A 19913-nucleotide genomic window follows, 5' to 3' on the forward strand; every position below is an offset into this window, starting at 1 on the left:
GGCAAAGTGTGGTTCGTGGGCTGAACTGTGGGCGCTGTGACGCGCCTTCACGTCTGCTAGCTGGCGCGGGCGTCCGCACCGGTCAGAGCACGGTGGTAGCGTAGACCAAGCCCGGCCCCGGCGAGGGCCGCAAGAAGAGCTAGGAGACCGGCCGCCAGGGCTGTGAGGGCACCGATTGCCACATCTGGGGATAGGAGCGGTTGCAGGGCGTAGCTGGGGGCCAGCGGATGGGCTAGCTGGGCCGTGGCCCAGGTGAGAAGCGTGGCGAGCAGGCTGCCGAGGGCGCTGACCGCCAGGACGCCCACAGCCTGCTTACCGGGGGCTAGTGCCGTCATGCGCGTAGCAGCGTAGCCGCCAAGCCCGAAGGCAAGGGAGAGAACAAGCGCAACCGTGATGAGCCAGGGTAAGGCCTGGGCGCGGCTGGCGGGTGTAGTAACAGCTAGAACCGTTTCGGTGAGGCTGCTGTAGGTAGATACTCCCAGCAGCCCCATGAGAGTTCGAGCTAGGGCCAGGCCCCCGGTGGCCAAACCGTAGGCAACCAGCGCACCACAGAAAGCCGGGATGAACTGCACCCGTTTGAGGGCAGCAGCGGGCATCGTCGCACCCAGATTCGCTGCCGGGCGGGCGGACGCCGGTACCGCCTGCAGGGGCTGGGCAGGAGTTGCCGGTTCAGCAGAATAAACCTGCTGCGTGGGCTGGGGCTGCGCCTGGGGCGGTGCGGTCTGCTGGTGGTTCTGCTCTGCGGGCCGGACGCGCTGGTAGCGGGTAGCCGAAACCCCGGCGTCCGCTGGTGTAGAACCCTGGCTGCCGCGGGCGTCCTGCCCAAAGGTACGCGGATCGAGAACCCGGGTGGGGTCGGAGTCTTCAAAGACGGCATCCCACTCATCAAAGTCGCGGCGGTTCTGGGACGGCTCGGTCACCGGTACCCCTTTCTGTAGTGGAAATACTTAGGCTAGCCCCAGAGCCTGGGGGCTGTACTGGTGGGCCGGGTCGGCGGGGCGCTCATCGGCATTCACATACTTAATGACCCGTGCGGGGTTGCCGACAGCCACAGCATTGGCCGGAACATCCTTGGTCACCACAGCGCCAGCGCCAATCACGGCATTCTCGCCCACCGTGACGCCGGGGCAGAGGATAGCCCCGCCGCCAATCCAGACGTTGCGGCCCACCGTAATCGGCAGACCACCTTCCCACAGGGCCTCGCGGTCTACCGGATTCAACGGGTGGGTGGGCGTCAAGAACTGTACATTGGGACCCACCAGGACGGCATCGCCAAAGGTAATGGGGGCAACGTCCAGAAAAACACAGCCAAAGTTAAAGAAACACCCCGCCCCGATATGGGTGTTCACTCCATAGTCAAAGGAGACCGAAGGGCGGATCATCGACCCCTCACCAAGCGACCCCACAATCTGGGCCAGCACCTCCTGTTTGCGCTTATCGCGGGCCCGGTACAGTCGGGTGTACTCCTCAACCAGCTCCACCACCCGGTAATGGGTATCGGCGCACTCCTGGTCGGGGCGGTAGGCAAAGCCCGCCGTCATCTGTTCAAAGACGCTCTTACCGGCGCGCAGTTCATCCCAGTTCGTCATGCTAGCTCCCATACATCAGGGTCATTAGAGCAATAATCGCCAGACCAACCCCGATTGCAATGAGACCGGCAATAATCATGCGCTTGTTAATCTCTCGCATGAGCTCCCGGAATTCTTCGGGGCTAATATCGTCATTTCTACGTCGAGCCATACCCCTAAGTATGTCAGCTCCACCGCCCCTGTGGCACAATCGTGTGTATGCAGTCAGCCGAAAATTCACCCCAGACCGACACCGACTTCCCCTTGGCCCACCGCCCCTGGGTCAAGAACTACAGGCCAGAAAGCAACAGAGACGTTGCCCTACCTGAAACCTCACTGAGCCACCTCATGGCAGAAGCAGTGCGTACCGTACCGCAGAAAATCGCCCTTGAATTCTTCGGCGCTACCACCACCTACGGCGAACTGGGCGACCAGATTCTGCGTGTTGCCGAAGGCCTGCGCAAAGCCGGTATCCAGCACGGCGACCGCGTCGCCCTGGTGCTACCTAACTGCCCCCAGCACATCGTAGCCTTCTACGCGATCCTGCGCCTGGGTGCTGTCGTTGTAGAACACAACCCCCTCTACACCTCCTCCGAACTACGCCACATGTTCGAAGACCACGGCGCGAAGGCCGCCATCGTCTGGGACAAGATTGCAGACAACATCACCTCCCTGCCCACCGATATTCGCCCCAAGAACATCTACGCGGTCAACATGATTGAAGAAATGCCCTTCACCATGCGCACCGCCCTCAAGCTGCCCATCGGCAAGCTCAAGGAATCCCGCGAAAAGCTCGAAGGTACTGCTCGCGGCACCACCCCCTGGCGCCAGTTCATGAAGAACCAGCCCCTGGCCGCCGACCACCACCGTCCTACCGCCCACGACCTGGCGCTACTGCAATACACTTCGGGCACCACCGGCCTGCCCAAGGGCGTCATGCTCACCCACCGCAACCTCGAATCAAACGGCCGCATGGGTGAAGAGTGGATCCAGCCCGGCAACGACGAGGTCATCTACGCCGTCCTGCCCCTCTTCCACGCCTACGGCATGACCCTGGGGCAGACCATCGCGGCAGTATGTAAGGCACGCCTGGTGCTCTTCCCCACCGTAGACATGGACCTGATCTTCCGGGCCATGAAGCGCACCACCCCCACCATTTTGCCCGCAGTTCCCCCGGTCTACCGCCGCATGCTTGAAGAAGCCAAGAAACGCAACGTCTCTTTGCAGGGTATCCGTTATGCGGTCTCTGGTGCTATGCACCTGCCCACCGAACTCGTCGCAGAATGGGAAGAAGCCACCGGGGGCCTGCTCGTAGAGGGCTACGGGCTCTCAGAATGCTCCCCCCTCGTCTCCTGCAACCCCCTGAACTCCACCCGCCGAGCCGGTTCTATTGGCGTGCCCTTCCCCTCAACCGATATCCGCGTCGTTGATCCCGAAACCCTCCAGGACGTCCCCGACGGGGCTGAGGGGGAACTGCTGGTACGCGGCCCCCAGGTCATGCGCGGCTACTGGAAGCGCGGCGAAGACACCAGCAAGACCCTGCTCCCCGGAAGCTGGCTACGCACCGGAGACATTGTGCGCCTGGACCACGACTACTTCATCGAAATCGTCGACCGCATCAAGGAAGTCATTATCACCGGCGGCTTCAACGTCTCACCCACCGAGGTTGAAAACGTGCTCAAACAGCACGACTCGGTAGCGGACTGCGCCGTTGTCGGCCTGCCCGATGGCTCAGGCGGTGAAAAGGTTACCGCAGCAATCATCCCTGCCGAGGGCCACGCCATCGACCCCGAAGAGCTCAAACAGCACTGCTACGAGCGCCTGACCCGCTACAAGGTGCCCAAGAACTACTACGAGGTCGAGGAGCTGCCCCGCTCCATGCTGGGCAAGACCCTGCGCCGTAAGGTACGTGAAAGCCTCGAAGCTAAGTACAGCAAATAAGAACTAACCTCGCAGCACGCCCTGCAGAGAGCCGTCCGGCCCCAGCAGGGCGTAGCTGTGTGTGTCCTGCGCTAGGCCAAGGGCAGCAGCGGGGACGCCGGTGGCAGCCCGGGCTGCTTCTGCTAGGGGAACCCCGAAAGCGACAGCCTGCTCCACTGCCCGCGCCAGGGTGAGCGTACTACCGGCAATCGTCTCGGTGCCCTTGATTCGGGCAACAGAATCCTGCACCTCTACCGCTAAAGAACCCAGCCGGTAGGGGCCGTCCGCGCACCCGGCGGCAGCCATCGCGTCCGTCACCAGGGCTACCCGACCGGGGGCAAGCGAGAAGGCTGCCCGCACCATAGGCCCGTGCACATGAACCCCATCGCAAATAAGCTCCAGGGTCACGTGCGGGCTATCAGCTGCGGCGGCAACCGGGCCAGGCTGACGATGGTGTAGAGGGCGCATGGCGTTGTAGGTGTGGGTCAGCAGAGAGGCACCCTCATCGAAAGCGGCCTTGGCCTGTTCATAGGTGGCGTCCGTATGCCCTACAGCAACCCGGATGCCCAGCTCCACACAGCGCCGCAGAGTAGCTAGACCGGGGTCGGTCTCAGGGGCCAGGGTGATCTGTAGGAGCCTACCTTCAGAGGCCTCCCAGAGCTGCTCAAGGGCGTCGGGCGTGGGCACCCGGAGAGTCTCGGGGGCGTGGGCCCCCTTATGGGCGGGGGAGATAAAGGGCCCCTCAGCGTGAAACCCGTGCAAGGTAGCCTGCCCCGGCACCTGCTGACCCATCAAGGGGAGCAGAGCCTTCATCGTGGCCTGCATCTGCTCCAGGGGGTTAGAGACCAGGGACGCTACCAGGGCGGACGTACCCGCCTGCCCGTGCACGCTCAAGGCGGCAGCTACATCGAGGGCATCCTCAAAAGCTGTGCCGCCCCCGCCATGGCAATGGATATCGGTGAAGCCCGGGGCTAGGAGCCAGCCTCCCGCCTCGCGCACCTCAGCCTGGGCTAGCTGGGCGGCACTTAGCTGCTGCTTCCATGTTGCACCCTCACCGGCAGCCAGCAGGCGCTCGCCTTCTACTAGGGCCCAGCCGGTGGGGCTGGCCGGTGAGGTGAGGCGGGTCAGGGAATGAAAAAGAATAGTGCGCGGCATAGGGACCCCTTATCAATACGTCATATTTTTGTGCTGGTGGGTATTTATACATATATTTTCGTACTATATTCTTATGGAAATAATTATATGTGATTCAAAGGATCAAGCGGGAGCTTATGCTGCCTCCCTTATTGCTATGGTGACCGAGCGAAATAATCAGCGCGAGGCCTCAACCGTGTGGGGGGTGGCAACCGGTTCGTCACCCGAGAGCACCTATGAGCATCTTGCTGCCCGGGTCCAAGCTGGTCTCGATGTGAGCGCAGTGAGCGCTTTTGCTCTCGATGAGTATGTGGGTCTTGACCCTGCCCACCCGGAGTCCTACCACAGTGTCATTGATGACCAGGTGGTGCAGAAGGTGGGCCTGAGTGCCGAACGCGTGCATGTGCTCAATGGTATGGCCGAAGATATTCCGGCTGAGTGCGCCGCCTACGAGGCCGCCATGAAGGACGAAGGTGGAGTTGACGTGCAGATTCTTGGTATAGGCGCTAACGGGCATATAGGCTTTAACGAGCCTGGGTCCTCCCTAGCATCTCGTACCCGCATCAAGACTCTGGCTCCCAAGACCGTGGCAGATAATGCCCGCTTCTTCAATGGTGATACCTCAAAGGTGCCGGTTCACTGCCTCACTCAGGGCATCGGTACCATCATGGAGGCCCGCAAAATCGTGCTGGTAGCGGACGGCGAGAACAAGGCTACGGCAATTGCTGGTATGGCAGAAGGGCCTATTACTGCTTCCTGCCCAGGTTCGATTCTGCAGCTGCACCCCGATGTCACGGTGGTCATCGATGAAGCTGCTGCATCCCAGCTAAAAAATGCAGAATATTATCGTTTTGCTCAAAGTAATATCCCCTTCTTTCAGAAGCCGGAAAATATTGGGGCATAAAAATATATAAAACTGGGGGTGTCGCTATGTAGATAGTCGCACCCCAGTTTTATATTTATTGAGTTATTTTTTTGAGGTTTATGTATAAGAAAGGCGGAGCAGGCTCACAGCGAGCGCGAGTCTGCGAAGCCTTTCTGTTATTGAGTCATCGCGTCCTTAAACCAGCCCGTAATAGAAATGGGGTGGGTGATGGCGGTGCCGACGACGACGGCGTGGGCGCCAGCATCGAGAGCAGCTCGGGCCTGAGCGGGAGTGTGCACACGTCCTTCTGCGATGAGGGGGCGACCAAGGTTACGGGCGGCGATGGCTTCGAGGAGTTCCAGGTCAGGGCCGTCAGTTTTGGGGCGGGCACCGGTGTAGCCTGCCAGGGTGGTTCCGATGAAATCGGCACCGGCCTCTGCCGCGGCAAGAGCAGAATCGAGGGAGTCGCAGTCTGCCATGACCAGGGCATTTGACCCCTCATGAACCCCGCGCACAACCTCAGCCAGGCTCAGACCATCAGGCCGGTCGCGCAGGGTACCGTCGAGGGCGACGATGTGGGCTCCTGCCTGGGCAACGGCGAGGGCGTGGTGCAGGGTGGGGGTGATGAAGATGCCGTCGTGGCCGTCCTTCCAGAGCCCGATGACGGGTACCTCCACGGCAGTGCGGGTGAACTGGATATCTGCTAGGCCTTGCACGCGTACGGCGGCGGCTCCACCGAGGACGGCGGAGGCGGCGACCTGGCCGGTAGTTCGTGGGTCGCGCATGGGTTCGCCGGGGTAGGCCTGGGCAGAGACGATGAGCTGGCCTGCGAGGAGGTCGGTGAGCTGGTTGGGAGTGAACACGGTGTTTTCCTAGCGGGTGACGAAGTCGGGGATGAGGGTGGCGGCTCCGAGTAGGGGTGCGTCGGAGCCGAGGGTGGCGCGGACGATGGTGGTTTCGGCAGCCTGCCCCAGGGCGGCGCCGAGGTAGGCGGCAGCCATGTCGTTCCACCAGCGTTTGCCGAGGTTAACGACACCCCCGGAGACGACGATGAGGTGGGGGTCGAGGATGGTGGCTAGGTCCCCGAGGGCGATACCGGCGGCGCGGGCTCCAAGGGCGATGGCGTCACAGGCGATAGGGTCACCTGCATCGGCCAGGTGTTCGAGGTCGAAGAGGTTGGCGGCGGGGCTTTCGCCGCCGAGGCGGTGGTAGCTGGAGACGATGCCGGTGCCGGAGGCAACGGCTTCTACATGGCCTGTTCCGCCGCAGGTGCAGGTGATGCCGACTGCCCAGGGGGAGGAGAAATGGCCCACGTGCCCGGCTAGGGAATGGGCCCCTCTCATCTGGGTACCACCGCTGATGTAGGAGCCGCCAACGCCGGTACCGAAGGCCACCATGAGGCTGGTTTCGGCGGTGGAGGTGGCACCCTGCCAGGCTTCGCCCAGGGCGTGGGCGTGGACGTCATTGACGGCGAAGGCCGGCAGGCCGGTGCGGTCGGTGACGATGGCTGCCAGCGGGGTGCCACTCCAATCGTGGATGAGGTTGGCCGCGGTAATGACCTGCCCTTCTTCACCGATGACGCCTGCGGATCCGATACCGATGCCGACCGGCTGGTAGCCGCGGCTGCGGGCCAGCTCGGCGAGGTCGGCTAAGGCGGACGCGGTGTGCTCGGCGAGTTTGGTTCCTCCGGCCTGGGCCTGGGTGGGGATTTTATCCCGGTGCAGGACGTCGCCGGTGGGGGAGATGATGCCGAGGGCGGTTTTGGTGCCGCCGAGATCTGCGGTGAGTGCTACGGGCTGGTGGGTCATGAGGGCGTCCCTTTCTCAGGTGGAGGGGCTAGATGAGCCCGACTGATTCGACGATAGAGCGGATACGCTGGGTTTCGGTGTCGCCGAGGGTTTCCATGGGCTGGGACATGGTGTTGGAGTCAAGGACTCCCATGACCTGCAGGGCGGTTTTGAAGGCGCCAAGGCCTGCTGCGCCGCCGGAGACGCTGGGGGTTTCGACAAAGACGATGTCGAAGAGTTTAGCCAGGCGGTCCTGTTCAGTGCGGGCGGTTTCCCAGTCGCCTGCGCGGGCTGCTTCGTAGAGGCGCTTGTAGCCTGCGGGATCAACGTTGCCGAGACCGGGGACCAGGCCTGCGGCGCCTGAGAGCATGGCGCCGTCGCAGACAACTTCGTGGCCGGTGAAAGCGGCGAAGCCGTCGAGGTCGCGGGTAGCGAGGGTGAGCTGGCGGAAGGAGACGTCGTCACCGGATGAATCTTTAACGCCTGCAATGACGCCCTCGCGGGCTAGCTTGGTGAGCAGGGGCAGAGGGAGCTTCTGCTTGGTGCGGACCGGTACGTCGTAGGCGAAAACGGGGACGTCGACGGCATCGGCGATGGCGCGGAAGTGGCGTTCTTCTTCGAAGGCATTGTCGATGGCGTAGAACTGGCTGGTAACGACGATGGCCTCACCGCCGATGGCCAGCAGGCGCTTGGCTTCGTCGATGACGCGGGCGGTGGTCATGTCGTTGATGCCAACGATGAGGGGGACCCTGCCGGCGATGGCGTCCACGCAGGTTTTGAGTACGGTTTCACGTTCTTCGTTGGTCAGGTAGAGCACCTCGGAAGAAGAACCCAGGGCGAAGATGCCGTCTACTCCACCGTCGATGAGGTGGTCAATGAGGCGGCGCAGGGAGGGGATGTCGAGGGCACCGTCTGCGGTGCGGGGAGTGAGCAGGGGCGGGATGACGCCGGAGAAAACGGGAGCGGTCATGGGGTGTTCTCCTTGGTGGGGTTGGGGTGGCGCGGTACTCGGCGGTGAGCTGCGCCGCCCGGGTGGTTAGTTTAGACGTGGAGCAGGGTGGGGGCTGCCCCGAGCAGGGTGCGGGTGTAGTCCTGGCTGGGGGTGTCGAAGACCTGCTCGGCGCTGCCTTCTTCGACAATCTTTCCCTTATTCATTACGCAGATACGGTCGGAGACGTAGCGGACGGTTTGAATATCGTGGGAGATGAAGACCATGCCGAGGAAGAGTTCTTCCTTGAGGTCTGAGAGCAGGTTGAGCACCTGGGCGCGGACGGAGACGTCGAGGGCGCTGGTGGGTTCGTCGGCCACAATCACTTTGGGTTCCAGGGCCAGGGCGCGGGCGATGGCGACGCGCTGGCGCTGGCCGCCAGAGATCTGGGAGGGGAGGGCGTCCGCTGCTGAGGCGGGCAGGCCCACCAGGTGCAGGAGCTCACGGACGCGGCGGTCGCGCCCGGCTTTATCACCGATGCCGTGTACATCCAGGGGGTCCTTGAGGATGTCTTGCACGGTCATACGGGGATTGAGGGCGGTGGAGGGGTCCTGGAAGACGATGGAGACGTCCGAACCGAATTCCTTACGCAGGGCGGCATTGCGTTTGAGGGCGCTCTTGCCCTTGAAGAGCACGTCGCCCCCGGTGGGCTTTTGCAGCCCCACGATGATGGAGGCCAGGGTGGACTTGCCACAGCCCGATTCGCCGACCAGGCCGATGGTTTCGCCGCGGCGGACGGCCAGGTTTACCCCGTCCACAGCTTTGACAATGTTGGGTTTGAAGATACCGCCGGTGCGGGCCCGGTAGTGTACCTGCACGTCTTTGAGCTCGATGATGGGTTCGCTGACGCGGCGGACGGCGGCACGGCCGGTGGTGTTGAGCAGGTTTTCTGCTGCGGGGGTCACAGGCTGGGTGTTCATGCTGTCTCCTGTGAAGTAGTGGCGGGGGCCAGGTGGGAGGCCCAATGGTGGTCGGTATCGCCAGGGACGGGGGTGAAGACCAGCTTCTGCTCGGGGTCAGCATCGGGGCGCTGGGAGCGGGGGGCGAAGCGGTCGCCGGTGGCGAAGTCGGAGGGGGAGGGCACGGTGCCGGGAATCTGGTAGAGACGCTCGGAGCCGGACTCGATGGAGAGCACGGAGCCGAGTAGGCCTCGGGTGTATTCGTGCATGGGGTTGGTCAGAAGCTGGCTGGTGGAGCCTGCCTCTACAATCTGACCGGCGTACATGACCGAGATACGGTGGGCCACTTGGGCTACCAGGGCCAGGTCATGCGATACGAAGATCATGGCGAAGCCCAGCTGTTCCCGCAGTTCGTTGAGGAGTTTGATCACTTCGGCCTGCACGGTGACGTCCAGGGCGGTGGTGGGCTCATCGGCAATAACCAGCTTGGGGGAGCGGGAGAGGGTCATGGCGATCAGGACGCGCTGACGCTGACCACCGGAGAGCTCGTGGGGGTAGGAGGCCAGGGTACGCTCGGGGTCGAGCTTGACCAGGCGCAGGAGCTCTTCGGGGCTCTTGCGGCCGCCACGGCGGGTCAGCTGCTTCATCTGGTCCTTGATGAGCATGGAGGGGTTCAGGGAGCTGAGGGCATCCTGGTAGACCATGGAAATCACGGAGCCACGCAGCTTCTGGAACTCGGCTTCTGAGGCCCCTACCAGTTCCTGGCCTTCAAAGAGTACGGAGCCGGTAATCTTGGCCTTCTTATCGAGCAGGCCGATAATTGCCAGGGAGGTAATGGACTTACCGGAACCCGATTCACCGACCAGGCCCATAGTCTGGCCCTCGGTGACGGTGAAGGAGACACGATCAACCACGGGGGTGTCGCCGAAGCGTTCGGGGAAGTAGATGGAGAGGTCCTTGACTTCCAGAATGACGCGGGCAGACGCGTCCGCCTGTAGGCGGTCGGTACGGCGGGTTTCTGCGCTCTTGAGTTCCTCCAGCACCCCTGCCAGGTTGGCTGCGGCGACAGCGTCCCTCTCGGTTGCCGGGCGGGCGCCGGCGTGCTTGACGGGTTCACCCCAGGGGGCTACGTCCTGCTCCTGGGCCTCGGGGGAGGCAGCTGCGATGGACTTGTCATCTGCGGTAGAGGGTGCTGCGGTGAGGGCACCGGCGGTGGTACCAGCAACCACGGAGGAGTCGTCGATCTTGACCTTGCGGCGCAGCTTGGGGTTAACCATAGCGTCGGTCATGCCCTCAGAGAGTACGTTGAGGGCCAGGACGGTCAGCAGGATGATGGCACCTGCGAAGGTGGTCGCCCACCAGCCCCCTGCCAGTACCAGGGCACGGCCGTCGGCGATGACGTTACCCCAGGAGGGATTAGGCGGGCGCACACCGGCGGAGAGGAAGCTGAGGGAGGCTTCGAGGATGATAGCGTCGGCGACCATGACCGTGGCGAAGACCAGCACGGGGGCGATGGTGTTGCGGACAACGTGCTTGAGCAGGATGTAGAAGCGAGGTGCTCCCATGACGCGCTCAGCACGGACGTAGTCCTCGTCCCAGGCAGCTAGCACCTGGGCACGGACCACACGGGCTAGCTGCGGGGTGTAGACCACGGCGATAGTGAAGATGATGGTGCCGACCGAGTTGCCGAGGGAGGCCAGCAGGACGGCTGCCAGGGCGATACCAGGGAAGGCCATGAGCACGTCCATGACGCGCATAATCAGTTCGGAGACGAACTTGGAGCTGGTGGCTGCCAGGGCGCCGAGAATACCGCCCATGATGAGGGCTAGGGCCACAGCGCCTAGGCCAACCTGTAGGGAGGCGCGGGCACCGTACATGAGGCGGGAGAGGATGTCTCGGCCCTGACGGTCGGTACCGAAGAGGTACTCGGAGTTGGGGGCCCCGATGGGGGCACCGGTGGAGGCCAGCGGGTCGTGGGGTGCTAGCCAGGGGGCAAAAATCGCAACCAGGGCGATGACGGCGATGAAGCTGAGGGCGATTTTAGAGCCGGTGGGGAGCGCCCTGAATCGGATGCCTGGCGCTGAGAGGCGTTCTGCTAGTCCGCTACGCATGGTTAGACGCTCCTGATACGGGGGTTGATGAGTAGGTAGAGCAGGTCAACGATGATGTTGACGAGCACGAAGGTGACGGCGATGGTGAGGACGACGCCCTGAACCAGGTTGATGTCGTTACCGGTGATGCCGATGAAGATGAGGTTGCCCATGCCGTTGAGGGAGAAGATCATTTCGATGACCACAGCACCGCCGAGCAGGTAGCCAATACGCAGGCCGAGCACGGTGACCGGGGTGATGAGGGCGTTGCGGAGCACATTCTTGGTGATGACCTCGCGACGGGGTACACCGTTGCCGATGGCGGTGCGCACGTAGTCCTTGTCGAGTTCTTCAACCATGGAGGTGCGGACGGTGCGGGTCAGGGAGGCGCTCACCGGGATAGCGAGGGCCACGGCGGGCAGGAACATGTGGGAGAGCCAGGTGCCAAAACCGCTGCCGGGAGGGGCTGAGCCGCCGGTGGGGAACCAGCCCAGGGCGAGGGCGAAGTACTGGATCATCAGAATACCCAGCCAGAAGGAGGGGGTAGCGATGGAGGCCATGGAGAGCACACGGATAATCTGATCAGGCCAGCGGTCGCGGTAGAGAGCTGCAATGACGCCGAGAATCAGGGACGCTACCGCAGCAATGAGCACGCCCAGGAAGGTCAGCTGCAAGGTGGTGGGGAAGGCTACCTTAATCTGGTCGATAACGGGCTGAGCCGGAGGAGTGGTCATGCCCAGGTCGAACCGGACAAGCCGGGAAAGGAAGGCGAAGTACTGGACGATGAGCGGGTCGTTGAGGCCCCGTGACTCTCGGTAGGCTTCTTTGGCTTCTTCTGAGGCACCCTCACCCAGGGCGATAGTTGCCGGGTCGCCGGGGGTGAATTGCAGGATGACGAAGACCAAGATGGTGACGCCCAGAATCATGATGGGCAGGGCGATAAGGCGCCTGCCAAGCAGTCTGAGAAAGTTTGACACGGGTCTGGCTCCCTAAAGTTTTTAGGACGGAGCCGGGGCAGCTCGGGGGTGTGATGGGCTGCCCCGGTGGGGTAAGAGGTCTTGTGCGGGCTCGGCACCTGCCCAAGCGTGGGCGGGCAGGTGCCGAGCGGGGTGTGAAAAGGGGATGTGATGTGTGGAAATGGGATTACCTTTTCACGGGGTACCGGGTAAACCAGCTGGGGGAGGCCGGTGCCGGTGGAACCACCTAGGCCTGGGTTGTACCTACGTTCTGGAAGGACAGGCCGGTGGTGGGAATGGGGGCGAAATCGGTAAGGGTATCAGCCGACCAAGCGGTAGGCAGCTTGCGGTGGAAGAGGGGGTAGAGGGGGACGTTCTCTGCCACGATGTCGAAGATGCCCTTCCAATCGGGGCTTTCAGATGAGACAGCCTCAGCCATGGCCTCCTGCAGCTGGGTGTATTCGGCGGTGGTGGACCAGCGGAAGCGCTTCTCGGGCCAGGTGGCACCGCGGTACCACCAGGAGAGCAGCAGGTCGGGGTCGTTACCGAAGACGGAGGGGTCGCCGGGGGCCAAAACGACGTCGAAGTCGCCGGTGTCGACGTAGTCGGAGTAGAGGGAGGAGCTCTGGGAGTCCTGCAGATTGACCTCGATACCGGCGTCCTTCAGGGATTCCTGAACCAGCTGGGAGCACTGCTTGACCCAGTCATGGTCGGTGGTGCGCAGGGTGATGGAGAGGTTTTCGACCCCGGCGTCCTTGAGCAGCTGCTGGGCCTTGGCCTTGTCGTAGCTGTAGACGGTGGAGGCCTCGGTGTAGTCGGGGTGCTCCTTGTGCAGGAAGGAGGTGGCTGCGGTGGCGTTGCCCAGCAGGCCGGTGGAGATAACCTTCTCGATGTCGATGGCGTAGAAGAGGGCCTGGCGAACTTCCTTCTTGTCGAAGGGGGCCTTGGCGCAGTTGAACATCATGAAGAGCAGGCCGAAAGACTGCACCGATTCAACGGTGACGCCGTTGGTGTTCTCCAGAACGGGAAGGCTGTCGTAGGGTACGGACTCGATAGCCTGGACACGCTGGGAGCTCATGGCGGTAACGCGGGCTGAGGACTCTACCAGAATCAGCCACTTCATGTTCTTAGCCAGGGCGGGGCGGGGACCGTTGTAGTCGTCGAATCGCTCAAAGGCGATGTGGTCGCCCTTGGTAGCAGAAACGAACTTGTAGGGGCCTGAGCCGATGGGGTTGGCGCCGAAAGCTTCGATGTCGTCGCTAGCCGAGGCGGGCATGATGTTGACCAGGGCGATACGGTCAGCGAAGAGGGGGAAGGGCTGGTTGAGCTTGAACTCTACGGTGGCATCGTCAACAGCGGTGACGGTGTCAATGAAGTAGAGGAACTGGCTGAAGAGCGATTCTTCTGAAGTGTAGAGCTCGAAGGTGGAGGCAACGTCTGCGGCGGTGACAGCTGCACCGTCGTGGAACTTCGCGCCCTCGCGCAGGGAGACACGGTAGGTGGTTTCGTCCACAACTTCGGGGTCGCCAGTAGCCAGGGCGTTGTAGCGCTCGCGGGTGGCGGGGTCGAGGCCGTAGAGGCCTTCGAAGATGTGCATGTTGGCGGCGAAGGGGGCAGCGCCTGATGCCTGTGAGGGATCGAAAGTGGTGGAGACATCGTAGGCGATGGCGGCGGTGATGGTGCCGTCGTTGTTGGCGCCTGCGGCGCTGCCACTAGCTGACGAGTCGGTGGTGGTTGATGAGTTACCGCAGGCTGCGATGGATGCGGCAAAAGCGGTAGCTGCGCTGATACCGCCGGCAATCTTGAAGAAGCCGCGGCGTGAGGTGTCAAATTCTTTGACGCGGGTGAGCTGTGACATCGATGTCTCACTCCTTTAGGGGCTGCGCTCCTGGGGTGGAGCGGGAGGTTGTCTAACTAAAGTGGAGGTAGGACGTCCTACCTATATCCTGTATAGTAGTGACGGACGTCTAATTTGGTCAAGCAGAAGATGTAAGAATCAGTAGTATGAACCACCACGACTCATTCACCAGCCCCCGATTAGAACAGCCCGTGCCCGCTTTCTTGCACCGGGCGTCCCCCCTCAGTGCCGCCCAAAAACGCCAGCTGCAACTACAACATGACATCATCGACCTGATCTTCCAACGGCAGCTGGGCCAGGGGGACCCCCTCCCTACCGAACAGGAACTGATCGACGAGCTGGGGGTCGGCCGCAATTCAATCCGCGAGGCCCTCAAGGTGCTTGAAGCTCTCGGCATCGTTGAGGTGCGCCACGGCTTTGGCACCTTCGTGGGCGGCAACGCCCTGACCTCGATGGTGCGCGCCCTCGGCTTTCGCGGGCAACTGGCCCTCTATCACGGCGGCCAGGAGGCCCTGGAACTGGTTGAAGTGCGAGAAGCCCTAGAAGTCGGCTTGTTGCGATCGGTTATCCCCCTGATGACCGAGGAACAGCTCACCCGCGTCAAAGAAGCCTACGATGCCATGGAAGCTAGCGTGCACCGGGGTGCCTGGCTAGCAGAGCATGACCAGCGCTTCCACGCAGCCATCTTTGAGCCCCTGGGTAACGAACTGCTCTCCCGACTGCTGGATGTCTTCTGGCAGGTCTACGACACCATCGCCGGGGTGCTGGACACTGTTGCCCCCCTCGATGAGGGGCAAACCTGTACCCTGCTGGAAGCCCACCGTAAGCTCTACGAGGCCATTAGCAAGAAGGACGCGGACGCCGCCACCACGCTCATGCGGGAGCATTTTGTGGGCATTCGGGAGCGCCTTACCTCCTGGCAGGCTAACTGGCTCGCGGAAAATAAGGGCTAAAACCCGACGTCCTTTTATGACGTTTTATGACGCCGTAACTTTTTGTTGCGGTCACACACGTGACATATGACCCAAAAAGAAGCCGCATTGGGGAGCGGTGGCGCCACAGTGTTCTAATAGAAGAGGCGCCTAGCCTGGCCGCCCGAAACCACATCAGCACACAGCGCTAGAGACGGTGCCGCTGAAACGTGGCCGCATACACCACTTTTCTCAACAGAAAGATTCATAGCCGTGAAGAAATTTGTTGCCACCTTGGCTCTCGTACCCCTCGCATTCGGTCTTGCAGCCTGCGGCTCATCATCCAGCGACGACGTCGTCAAAATCGGCGTAGTAGGTACCGACCCCTCCAACGATAAGCTCGTTGAGGTCGCTCAGGCAGAGGGAATCAACATCGAAATCGTTGAATTCTCCGACTACACCCAGCCCAACCCCGCTCTGAGCTCCGGCGAAATCGACCTCAACTGGTTCCAGCACATCGCCTACCTCTCCAACTACAACGTAGAAGCAAACGACGACCTGCAGATCGTAGGCCCCACCGTTATCTACCCCATGGCGCTGTTCTCCAACAAGCATGATTCCATCTCCGCCCTGCCCCAGGGCGCTGAAATCGCCATCCCCAACGACACCGTCAACGAAGCACGCGCCCTGCTGCTGCTTGAAGCTAACGGCCTGGTCTCCTTCACCTCAGAAACCACCAGCCCCACCGTTGACGACCTCGACACCGCAGCCTCCAAGGTCACCGTCACCCCCGTTGATGCAGCCCAGACCGTTCTCGCTCTCGAGTCCGTTGACGGCTCCGTTATCAACAACGACTTCCTCAAGGACGCCGGCCTGAACCCCAAGGACGCCCTGGCTCAGGACGACCCCGCTAACGAGTCAGCCCGCCCCTACGTCAACCTTTTCGTCTCCACTGCCGATAACGCCGACAACGAGACCTACAAGAAGATCGTAGAGCTCTACCACACCGAAGAAGTACAGGCCGTGGTACAGGAAGACACCCAGGGCACCGCAGTTGAAGTTACCACCGAGGTCTCCGAACTGCGCTCCACCCTAGCTACCCTCGAAGAGCAGAAGCGCAACGGCTAAAACACTAGGCAAAGCTCACCCTTGAGCTAGCTCACGCACCCCTAACAGCGGCAGCCAACTGCGGTAGGCTAGACACTTCGGCCCCGTCCGGTGCCAGCTCTAGCCCCGCAGCGGCTGCCGCTTTGTGCACCCACCCCAGCAGGTGCGTCCGCCCACAGTCACAGCAAGACCCCAACCGAAGAAGAAGACATGACCGAACAGCGACTACAGCCAACCGGGCCTCAGCCCATGGTCGTGCTGAACAACGTGACCAAAGAGTTCAAGGTCGGCAAAAAAACCGTCACCGCCGTCAACGGCGTAGACCTCACCATCAACAAGGGTGAAATCTTCGCCATCATCGGCTACTCCGGTGCTGGTAAATCAACCCTGGTTCGCCTGATCAACGGCCTAGAAGCCATCACTCAAGGCTCACTCACCGTCGACGGCTTTGAAGTCGCAGGCAAACGCGAATCCCAGCTGCGCCAGGTCCGCACCAACATCGGCATGATCTTCCAGCAGTTCAACCTCATGAACTCCCGCACCGTTGCCGGCAACGTCGAATTCCCCCTCATCATCGCAGGCTGGGACAAGGCCAAGCGCGCCGAACGCGTAGCCGAGCTGCTGGACTTCGTAGGTCTGGCCGACAAGGCAAAAAACTACCCCGACCAGCTCTCCGGTGGTCAGAAGCAGCGCGTCGGCATCGCCCGAGCCCTTGCCACCTCACCCTCCCTACTGCTGGCCGACGAATCAACCAGCGCCCTGGACCCCGAAACCACCGCTGAAGTGCTCGACCTGCTCAAAAAGGTCAACGCCGAGCTGGGCATCACCGTCATAGTCATTACCCACGAAATGGACGTCGTCTCCACCATCGCCGACCGCGTCGCCGTCATGGAAAACGGCCGTGTGGTTGAAACAGGTAACGTCTACGACGTCTTCTCCAACCCGCAAACCGAAGTCGCCCGCCGCTTCGTCGGCACCACCGTCAAGTCCCTGCCTGTAGGCGACGAAGCTGCCGACCTCAAAGCCCGCCACAAGGGCTACCTCATCAACATCGAAATCACCGAAGGCAACAACGGCATCGGCAAGGTCCTCTCTTACCTGGGCTCCCGCAACGTCTCCTTCAACATCGTGCAGGGCGGCCTCGAAACCCTGCAAGGTAAGAGCTACGGCAACCTCACCCTCGAACTGCTGGGCGACGTCACCAGCCTCGACGCTGTGGTCGCTGAACTCAAGACCGTCACCCGCGTGCAGGAGGTACGCTAACCGTGGACTCAACCTTCGTCACCGACAAACTCATCCCCGCCCTCGGCGACACCCTCTACATGGTCTCACTGACCATGCTGGTCGCCGGTGCCCTAGGCATGATCTTCGGCCTGCTGCTCTACACCACCCGCCAGGGCAACATCCTGGCTAACCGCTTCGTCAACATCCTGCTGAACGTCGTGGTTAACGTAGTACGCCCCATCCCCTTCATCATCCTCCTCGCAGCCCTGGGCCCCCTGACCCAGATGGTGGTCGGCACCCGCCTGGGCGTCAATGCCGCCATCTTCGCCATGGTCTTCGGCGCAACCTTCGCCATTGCCCGCATCGTCGAGCAGAACATGGTGTCAATTGACCCCGGTGTTATTGAGGCCGCCCGCGCCATGGGCGCCTCCAAGATGCGTATTCTCTTCACCGTTATGATCCCCGAAGCTCTCGGGCCCCTGATCCTGGGCTACACCTTCCTGGTCATCGGCGTGGTCGATATGTCAGCTATGGCCGGCTACATCGGCGGTGGCGGCCTGGGTAAGGTCGCCCTGGTGGACGGCTACCAGCGCTTCAACGAGGTCATCACCTGGTCTGTTGTTGCCGTAATCATTATTTTGGTGCAGCTCATTCAGCTGGTGGGCAACATGCTGGCCCGCAAGGTCATGCGCCGATAATGTAACTCGGAGGACGTGCGGATGCGCTTTTGCCGGCTAACCTTCTTGCTGGTTCGCTGACGCTCACGAGCAATTCATGCCAGCCCCAGCCAGCCGGCTCCAAGCGCATCCGCACGTCCTCTTCTGTTATCCCACCGCCTAAAACGGGATAGCTAAGGGTCGGTTCCCCTTCGGGAGCCGGCCCTAAATCTTAGAGACCTAGCTCAGCCCGGATTTCTGCGGTGCTGTAGGTTGCTCTTTCCCCTTTCTGGATAGCCTGGACCTTGGCATGCAGCTGCGCTGCATGTTCAGCTTCAGCGATATGCTCTTCAATGATGCTCCGGGCACAATACGCCACAGAACGGTCAGACTCAGTAGCAAGTTTGCTGAGACGTTCCTTCAAGGAAGAGGGAATGCGGATGGTGAGGACGCTATCGGCAACAGTCATGTATTCATTGTATGACAGTGAATACATGAAAGAAATAGATTTAGCTAAGGGCCGGTTCCCCGTCGGGCGCCGGCCCTTTTGCCGTCTAATCGTTTTTCTTGCCGCTAATCCACGACGAGTCGTAGAGCCCGTCTAGACCCGGCCCGTCCCCGCCCTTCCGGTCGATGCCGCGCTCAAGCTCCTGCTCGTAGAGGCGCTCCGCAAAATCGGTGGGGCGCATGAGCCGCTCGTCGTCCTCATCGTCGTGGTCAGTGAACCGGGAGAGGGCAAAGATTCCGTAGAGCAGGGCAGCAAAGAGTAGGAAGAAGAAGGCCAGCTCCGCCCACATAATTACATAGTTACGGCGTAGTTCCGGGGTCGCGTCGCTGTAAATGGCGGGCACCACCAGAAAAGAGGCCACCGCCAGAATCACCGCCAGGATAGTAAGAGAGTGCGGTAGCCAGTACCAGCGGCTACGGGGTCGTTTGCCCCGCTGGCTGCCGGGGCTCGTCCGCGCTGGGTGGGCGGTGGCGCCTGACCCGAGCGGTGCGGACGCCTGCCCCGGCACCTGCTCTTCAGCGCCCTGCTGCCCGGTCAGGGCCTGGGGCGGGAGGAATTCGCGGTAGTAGGCGCGTTCGTCGTCGCTGAGGTCTTCGAGGCGGCGGCCGTATCGGGAGGGGCACGGGTTCTGCTCGGGGTCTGTCACTGCTCGTCCTTGAGAAGTTAGTGAGGGTTAGCGGTCGCGGTCGGGCAGGTGCCCTACCCAGGCGTCGAGTTGGGCGAGGAAGGCTGGGTCGGTGAAGGAGCTAAACCGACCGATACCTGCCGTCAATAGGGGAGCGGGGGTGGCCGCGTCCGGCTCGACCTGGTAAATCAGGCAGCTGGTGCCAGCTGCGGTTGCGGCAGTCATGCCGGTGACGGAGTCTTCCACGGTGAGGGCCTGCTCGGGGGCAAAGCCCAGACGGCGGGTCGCTTCGAGGTAGATGTCGGGGGCGGGCTTACCTTCTTCGACGTCGTGGAAGGAGACCCAGGTGTCCAGGTAGGGGGCGTAGCCGAAGTGGGTGAGTTTTTTGGTCAGCAGCTTGTCGCCGGAGTTGGACGCCACCGCCACGGGAATCTTGGCTGAGAGCAGCTGAATGGCTCTGAGAGCGCCGTCGATGGCGGTGACGCCGCGGTCGATGATGTCGAATTCGGTGGTGGTGATGGTGGTGTAGACGCTGTCGCGGAAGGCTTCGGGGGAGCCGTCGAATTCGGACGCCAGCGGAGTGAGGACTGAGAGACGGTCGGCAAGATCCCCGGCTGAGATGCCGACGAGGGAGGCTTCGAGTTCGGGGGTGAGCTCTACCCGGTAGTGTTTGAACATTTCGGCCTGGATTTCGCCCCAGAGGGTTTCTGAGTCGAGCAGGACGCCGTCGCAGTCGAAGACGGCGCAGGCGGGGGCAAAGTTCGCGGGGGCTGAGTGAAGTTCAAACATGGTTCTATGCTCTCATACCGAAGCGGGG

Annotated in this window: 20 protein-coding genes; 6 read left to right on the forward strand and 14 right to left on the reverse strand. The window is 62.0% G+C overall.

Features of this window, described 5'->3' with window-relative positions; translation table 11 throughout:
- Positions 1-56: 56 nt before the first annotated feature.
- The 3 genes from ACRCJM_RS05010 to ACRCJM_RS05020 are packed head-to-tail and all read right to left on the reverse strand — an operon-like array spanning position 57 to position 1740.
- The gene (locus tag ACRCJM_RS05010) at positions 57-920 is read right to left on the reverse strand and encodes a hypothetical protein (RefSeq protein ID WP_431464040.1); all 864 of its coding nucleotides are present in this window, start codon (positions 918-920) and stop codon (positions 57-59) included.
- A 27-nt stretch (positions 921-947) separates the two neighbouring features.
- Positions 948-1589, reverse strand: coding sequence for a sugar O-acetyltransferase (locus tag ACRCJM_RS05015; protein WP_431464041.1), 642 nt, complete (start codon positions 1587-1589; stop codon positions 948-950).
- 1 nt (position 1590) lies between these two features.
- Complete coding sequence (locus tag ACRCJM_RS05020) at positions 1591-1740, reverse strand: hypothetical protein (protein WP_237222181.1); 150 nt, start codon at positions 1738-1740, stop codon at positions 1591-1593.
- 47 nt (positions 1741-1787) lie between these two features.
- Between ACRCJM_RS05020 and ACRCJM_RS05025 the strand changes: the two genes are divergently transcribed.
- Positions 1788-3509 carry a long-chain-fatty-acid--CoA ligase gene (locus tag ACRCJM_RS05025; protein ID WP_431464042.1) on the forward strand — a complete coding sequence of 574 codons (1722 nt, stop codon included), beginning with the start codon at positions 1788-1790 and terminating at the stop codon, positions 3507-3509.
- 3 nt (positions 3510-3512) lie between these two features.
- On the opposite strand, the gene ACRCJM_RS05030 is transcribed toward ACRCJM_RS05025, so the two are convergent.
- Positions 3513-4643, reverse strand: coding sequence for an N-acetylglucosamine-6-phosphate deacetylase (locus tag ACRCJM_RS05030; RefSeq protein WP_431464043.1), 1131 nt, complete (start codon positions 4641-4643; stop codon positions 3513-3515).
- Between the two features lie 73 nt (positions 4644-4716).
- On the opposite strand from ACRCJM_RS05030, the gene nagB reads away from it, so the two are divergent.
- Positions 4717-5526, forward strand: a complete 810-nt coding sequence (nagB, locus tag ACRCJM_RS05035) for a glucosamine-6-phosphate deaminase (protein ID WP_431464044.1) — start codon at positions 4717-4719, stop codon at positions 5524-5526.
- Between the two features lie 137 nt (positions 5527-5663).
- Here nagB and ACRCJM_RS05040 read toward each other — a convergent pair whose 3' ends face one another.
- The 7 genes from ACRCJM_RS05040 to ACRCJM_RS05070 form a co-directional block, all read right to left on the reverse strand.
- Positions 5664-6350 carry an N-acetylmannosamine-6-phosphate 2-epimerase gene (locus ACRCJM_RS05040; RefSeq protein ID WP_431464045.1) on the reverse strand — a complete coding sequence of 229 codons (687 nt, stop codon included), beginning with the start codon at positions 6348-6350 and terminating at the stop codon, positions 5664-5666.
- A gap of 9 nt (positions 6351-6359) precedes the next feature.
- A complete protein-coding gene (locus tag ACRCJM_RS05045; protein ID WP_431464046.1) occupies positions 6360-7295 on the reverse strand; it encodes an ROK family protein in 936 nt (311 codons plus the stop codon).
- A 28-nt stretch (positions 7296-7323) separates the two neighbouring features.
- Positions 7324-8244, reverse strand: coding sequence for a dihydrodipicolinate synthase family protein (locus tag ACRCJM_RS05050; protein ID WP_431464047.1), 921 nt, complete (start codon positions 8242-8244; stop codon positions 7324-7326).
- 71 nt (positions 8245-8315) lie between these two features.
- Positions 8316-9182, reverse strand: coding sequence for an ATP-binding cassette domain-containing protein (locus ACRCJM_RS05055; RefSeq protein ID WP_431464048.1), 867 nt, complete (start codon positions 9180-9182; stop codon positions 8316-8318).
- Positions 9179-11272 (reverse strand): dipeptide/oligopeptide/nickel ABC transporter permease/ATP-binding protein, encoded by a 2094-nt coding sequence (locus ACRCJM_RS05060; RefSeq protein ID WP_431464049.1) that lies wholly within the window; start codon positions 11270-11272, stop codon positions 9179-9181. Before ACRCJM_RS05060 ends, ACRCJM_RS05055 begins: the two co-directional genes overlap by 4 nt.
- Positions 11273-11274: 2 nt before the next feature.
- Positions 11275-12228 (reverse strand): ABC transporter permease, encoded by a 954-nt coding sequence (locus ACRCJM_RS05065; RefSeq protein ID WP_431464050.1) that lies wholly within the window; start codon positions 12226-12228, stop codon positions 11275-11277.
- Positions 12229-12454: 226 nt separating this feature from the next.
- Positions 12455-14065 carry an ABC transporter substrate-binding protein gene (locus tag ACRCJM_RS05070; RefSeq protein WP_431464051.1) on the reverse strand — a complete coding sequence of 537 codons (1611 nt, stop codon included), beginning with the start codon at positions 14063-14065 and terminating at the stop codon, positions 12455-12457.
- 146 nt (positions 14066-14211) lie between these two features.
- Between ACRCJM_RS05070 and ACRCJM_RS05075 the strand changes: the two genes are divergently transcribed.
- The 4 genes from ACRCJM_RS05075 to ACRCJM_RS05090 all read left to right on the forward strand — a co-directional run bounded on the left by ACRCJM_RS05075 (position 14212) and on the right by ACRCJM_RS05090 (position 18005).
- Positions 14212-15018 carry a FadR/GntR family transcriptional regulator gene (locus tag ACRCJM_RS05075; protein ID WP_431464052.1) on the forward strand — a complete coding sequence of 269 codons (807 nt, stop codon included), beginning with the start codon at positions 14212-14214 and terminating at the stop codon, positions 15016-15018.
- A 231-nt stretch (positions 15019-15249) separates the two neighbouring features.
- On the forward strand, positions 15250-16104 hold the full coding sequence (locus ACRCJM_RS05080) for a MetQ/NlpA family ABC transporter substrate-binding protein (RefSeq protein WP_431464053.1): 855 nt from the start codon (positions 15250-15252) through the stop codon (positions 16102-16104).
- A gap of 189 nt (positions 16105-16293) precedes the next feature.
- A complete protein-coding gene (locus ACRCJM_RS05085; RefSeq protein WP_431464054.1) occupies positions 16294-17346 on the forward strand; it encodes a methionine ABC transporter ATP-binding protein in 1053 nt (350 codons plus the stop codon).
- Positions 17347-17405: 59 nt separating this feature from the next.
- A complete protein-coding gene (locus ACRCJM_RS05090) occupies positions 17406-18005 on the forward strand; it encodes a methionine ABC transporter permease (RefSeq protein WP_185174719.1) in 600 nt (199 codons plus the stop codon).
- A gap of 190 nt (positions 18006-18195) precedes the next feature.
- Here the strand turns inward: ACRCJM_RS05090 and relB are convergent, their stop codons facing one another.
- The 3 genes from relB to ACRCJM_RS05105 form a co-directional block, all read right to left on the reverse strand.
- Positions 18196-18432, reverse strand: coding sequence for a type II toxin-antitoxin system RelB family antitoxin (gene relB / locus ACRCJM_RS05095; protein ID WP_237188943.1), 237 nt, complete (start codon positions 18430-18432; stop codon positions 18196-18198).
- A gap of 85 nt (positions 18433-18517) precedes the next feature.
- Complete coding sequence (locus tag ACRCJM_RS05100; protein ID WP_431464055.1) at positions 18518-19117, reverse strand: hypothetical protein; 600 nt, start codon at positions 19115-19117, stop codon at positions 18518-18520.
- Between the two features lie 27 nt (positions 19118-19144).
- Positions 19145-19885, reverse strand: a complete 741-nt coding sequence (locus ACRCJM_RS05105; RefSeq protein ID WP_431464056.1) for an HAD family hydrolase — start codon at positions 19883-19885, stop codon at positions 19145-19147.
- Positions 19886-19913: the final 28 nt, after the last annotated feature.

Origin of the sequence: Rothia sp. L_38 (assembly GCF_050689125.1) — a bacterium.
Taxonomy (GTDB): domain Bacteria; phylum Actinomycetota; class Actinomycetes; order Actinomycetales; family Micrococcaceae; genus Rothia.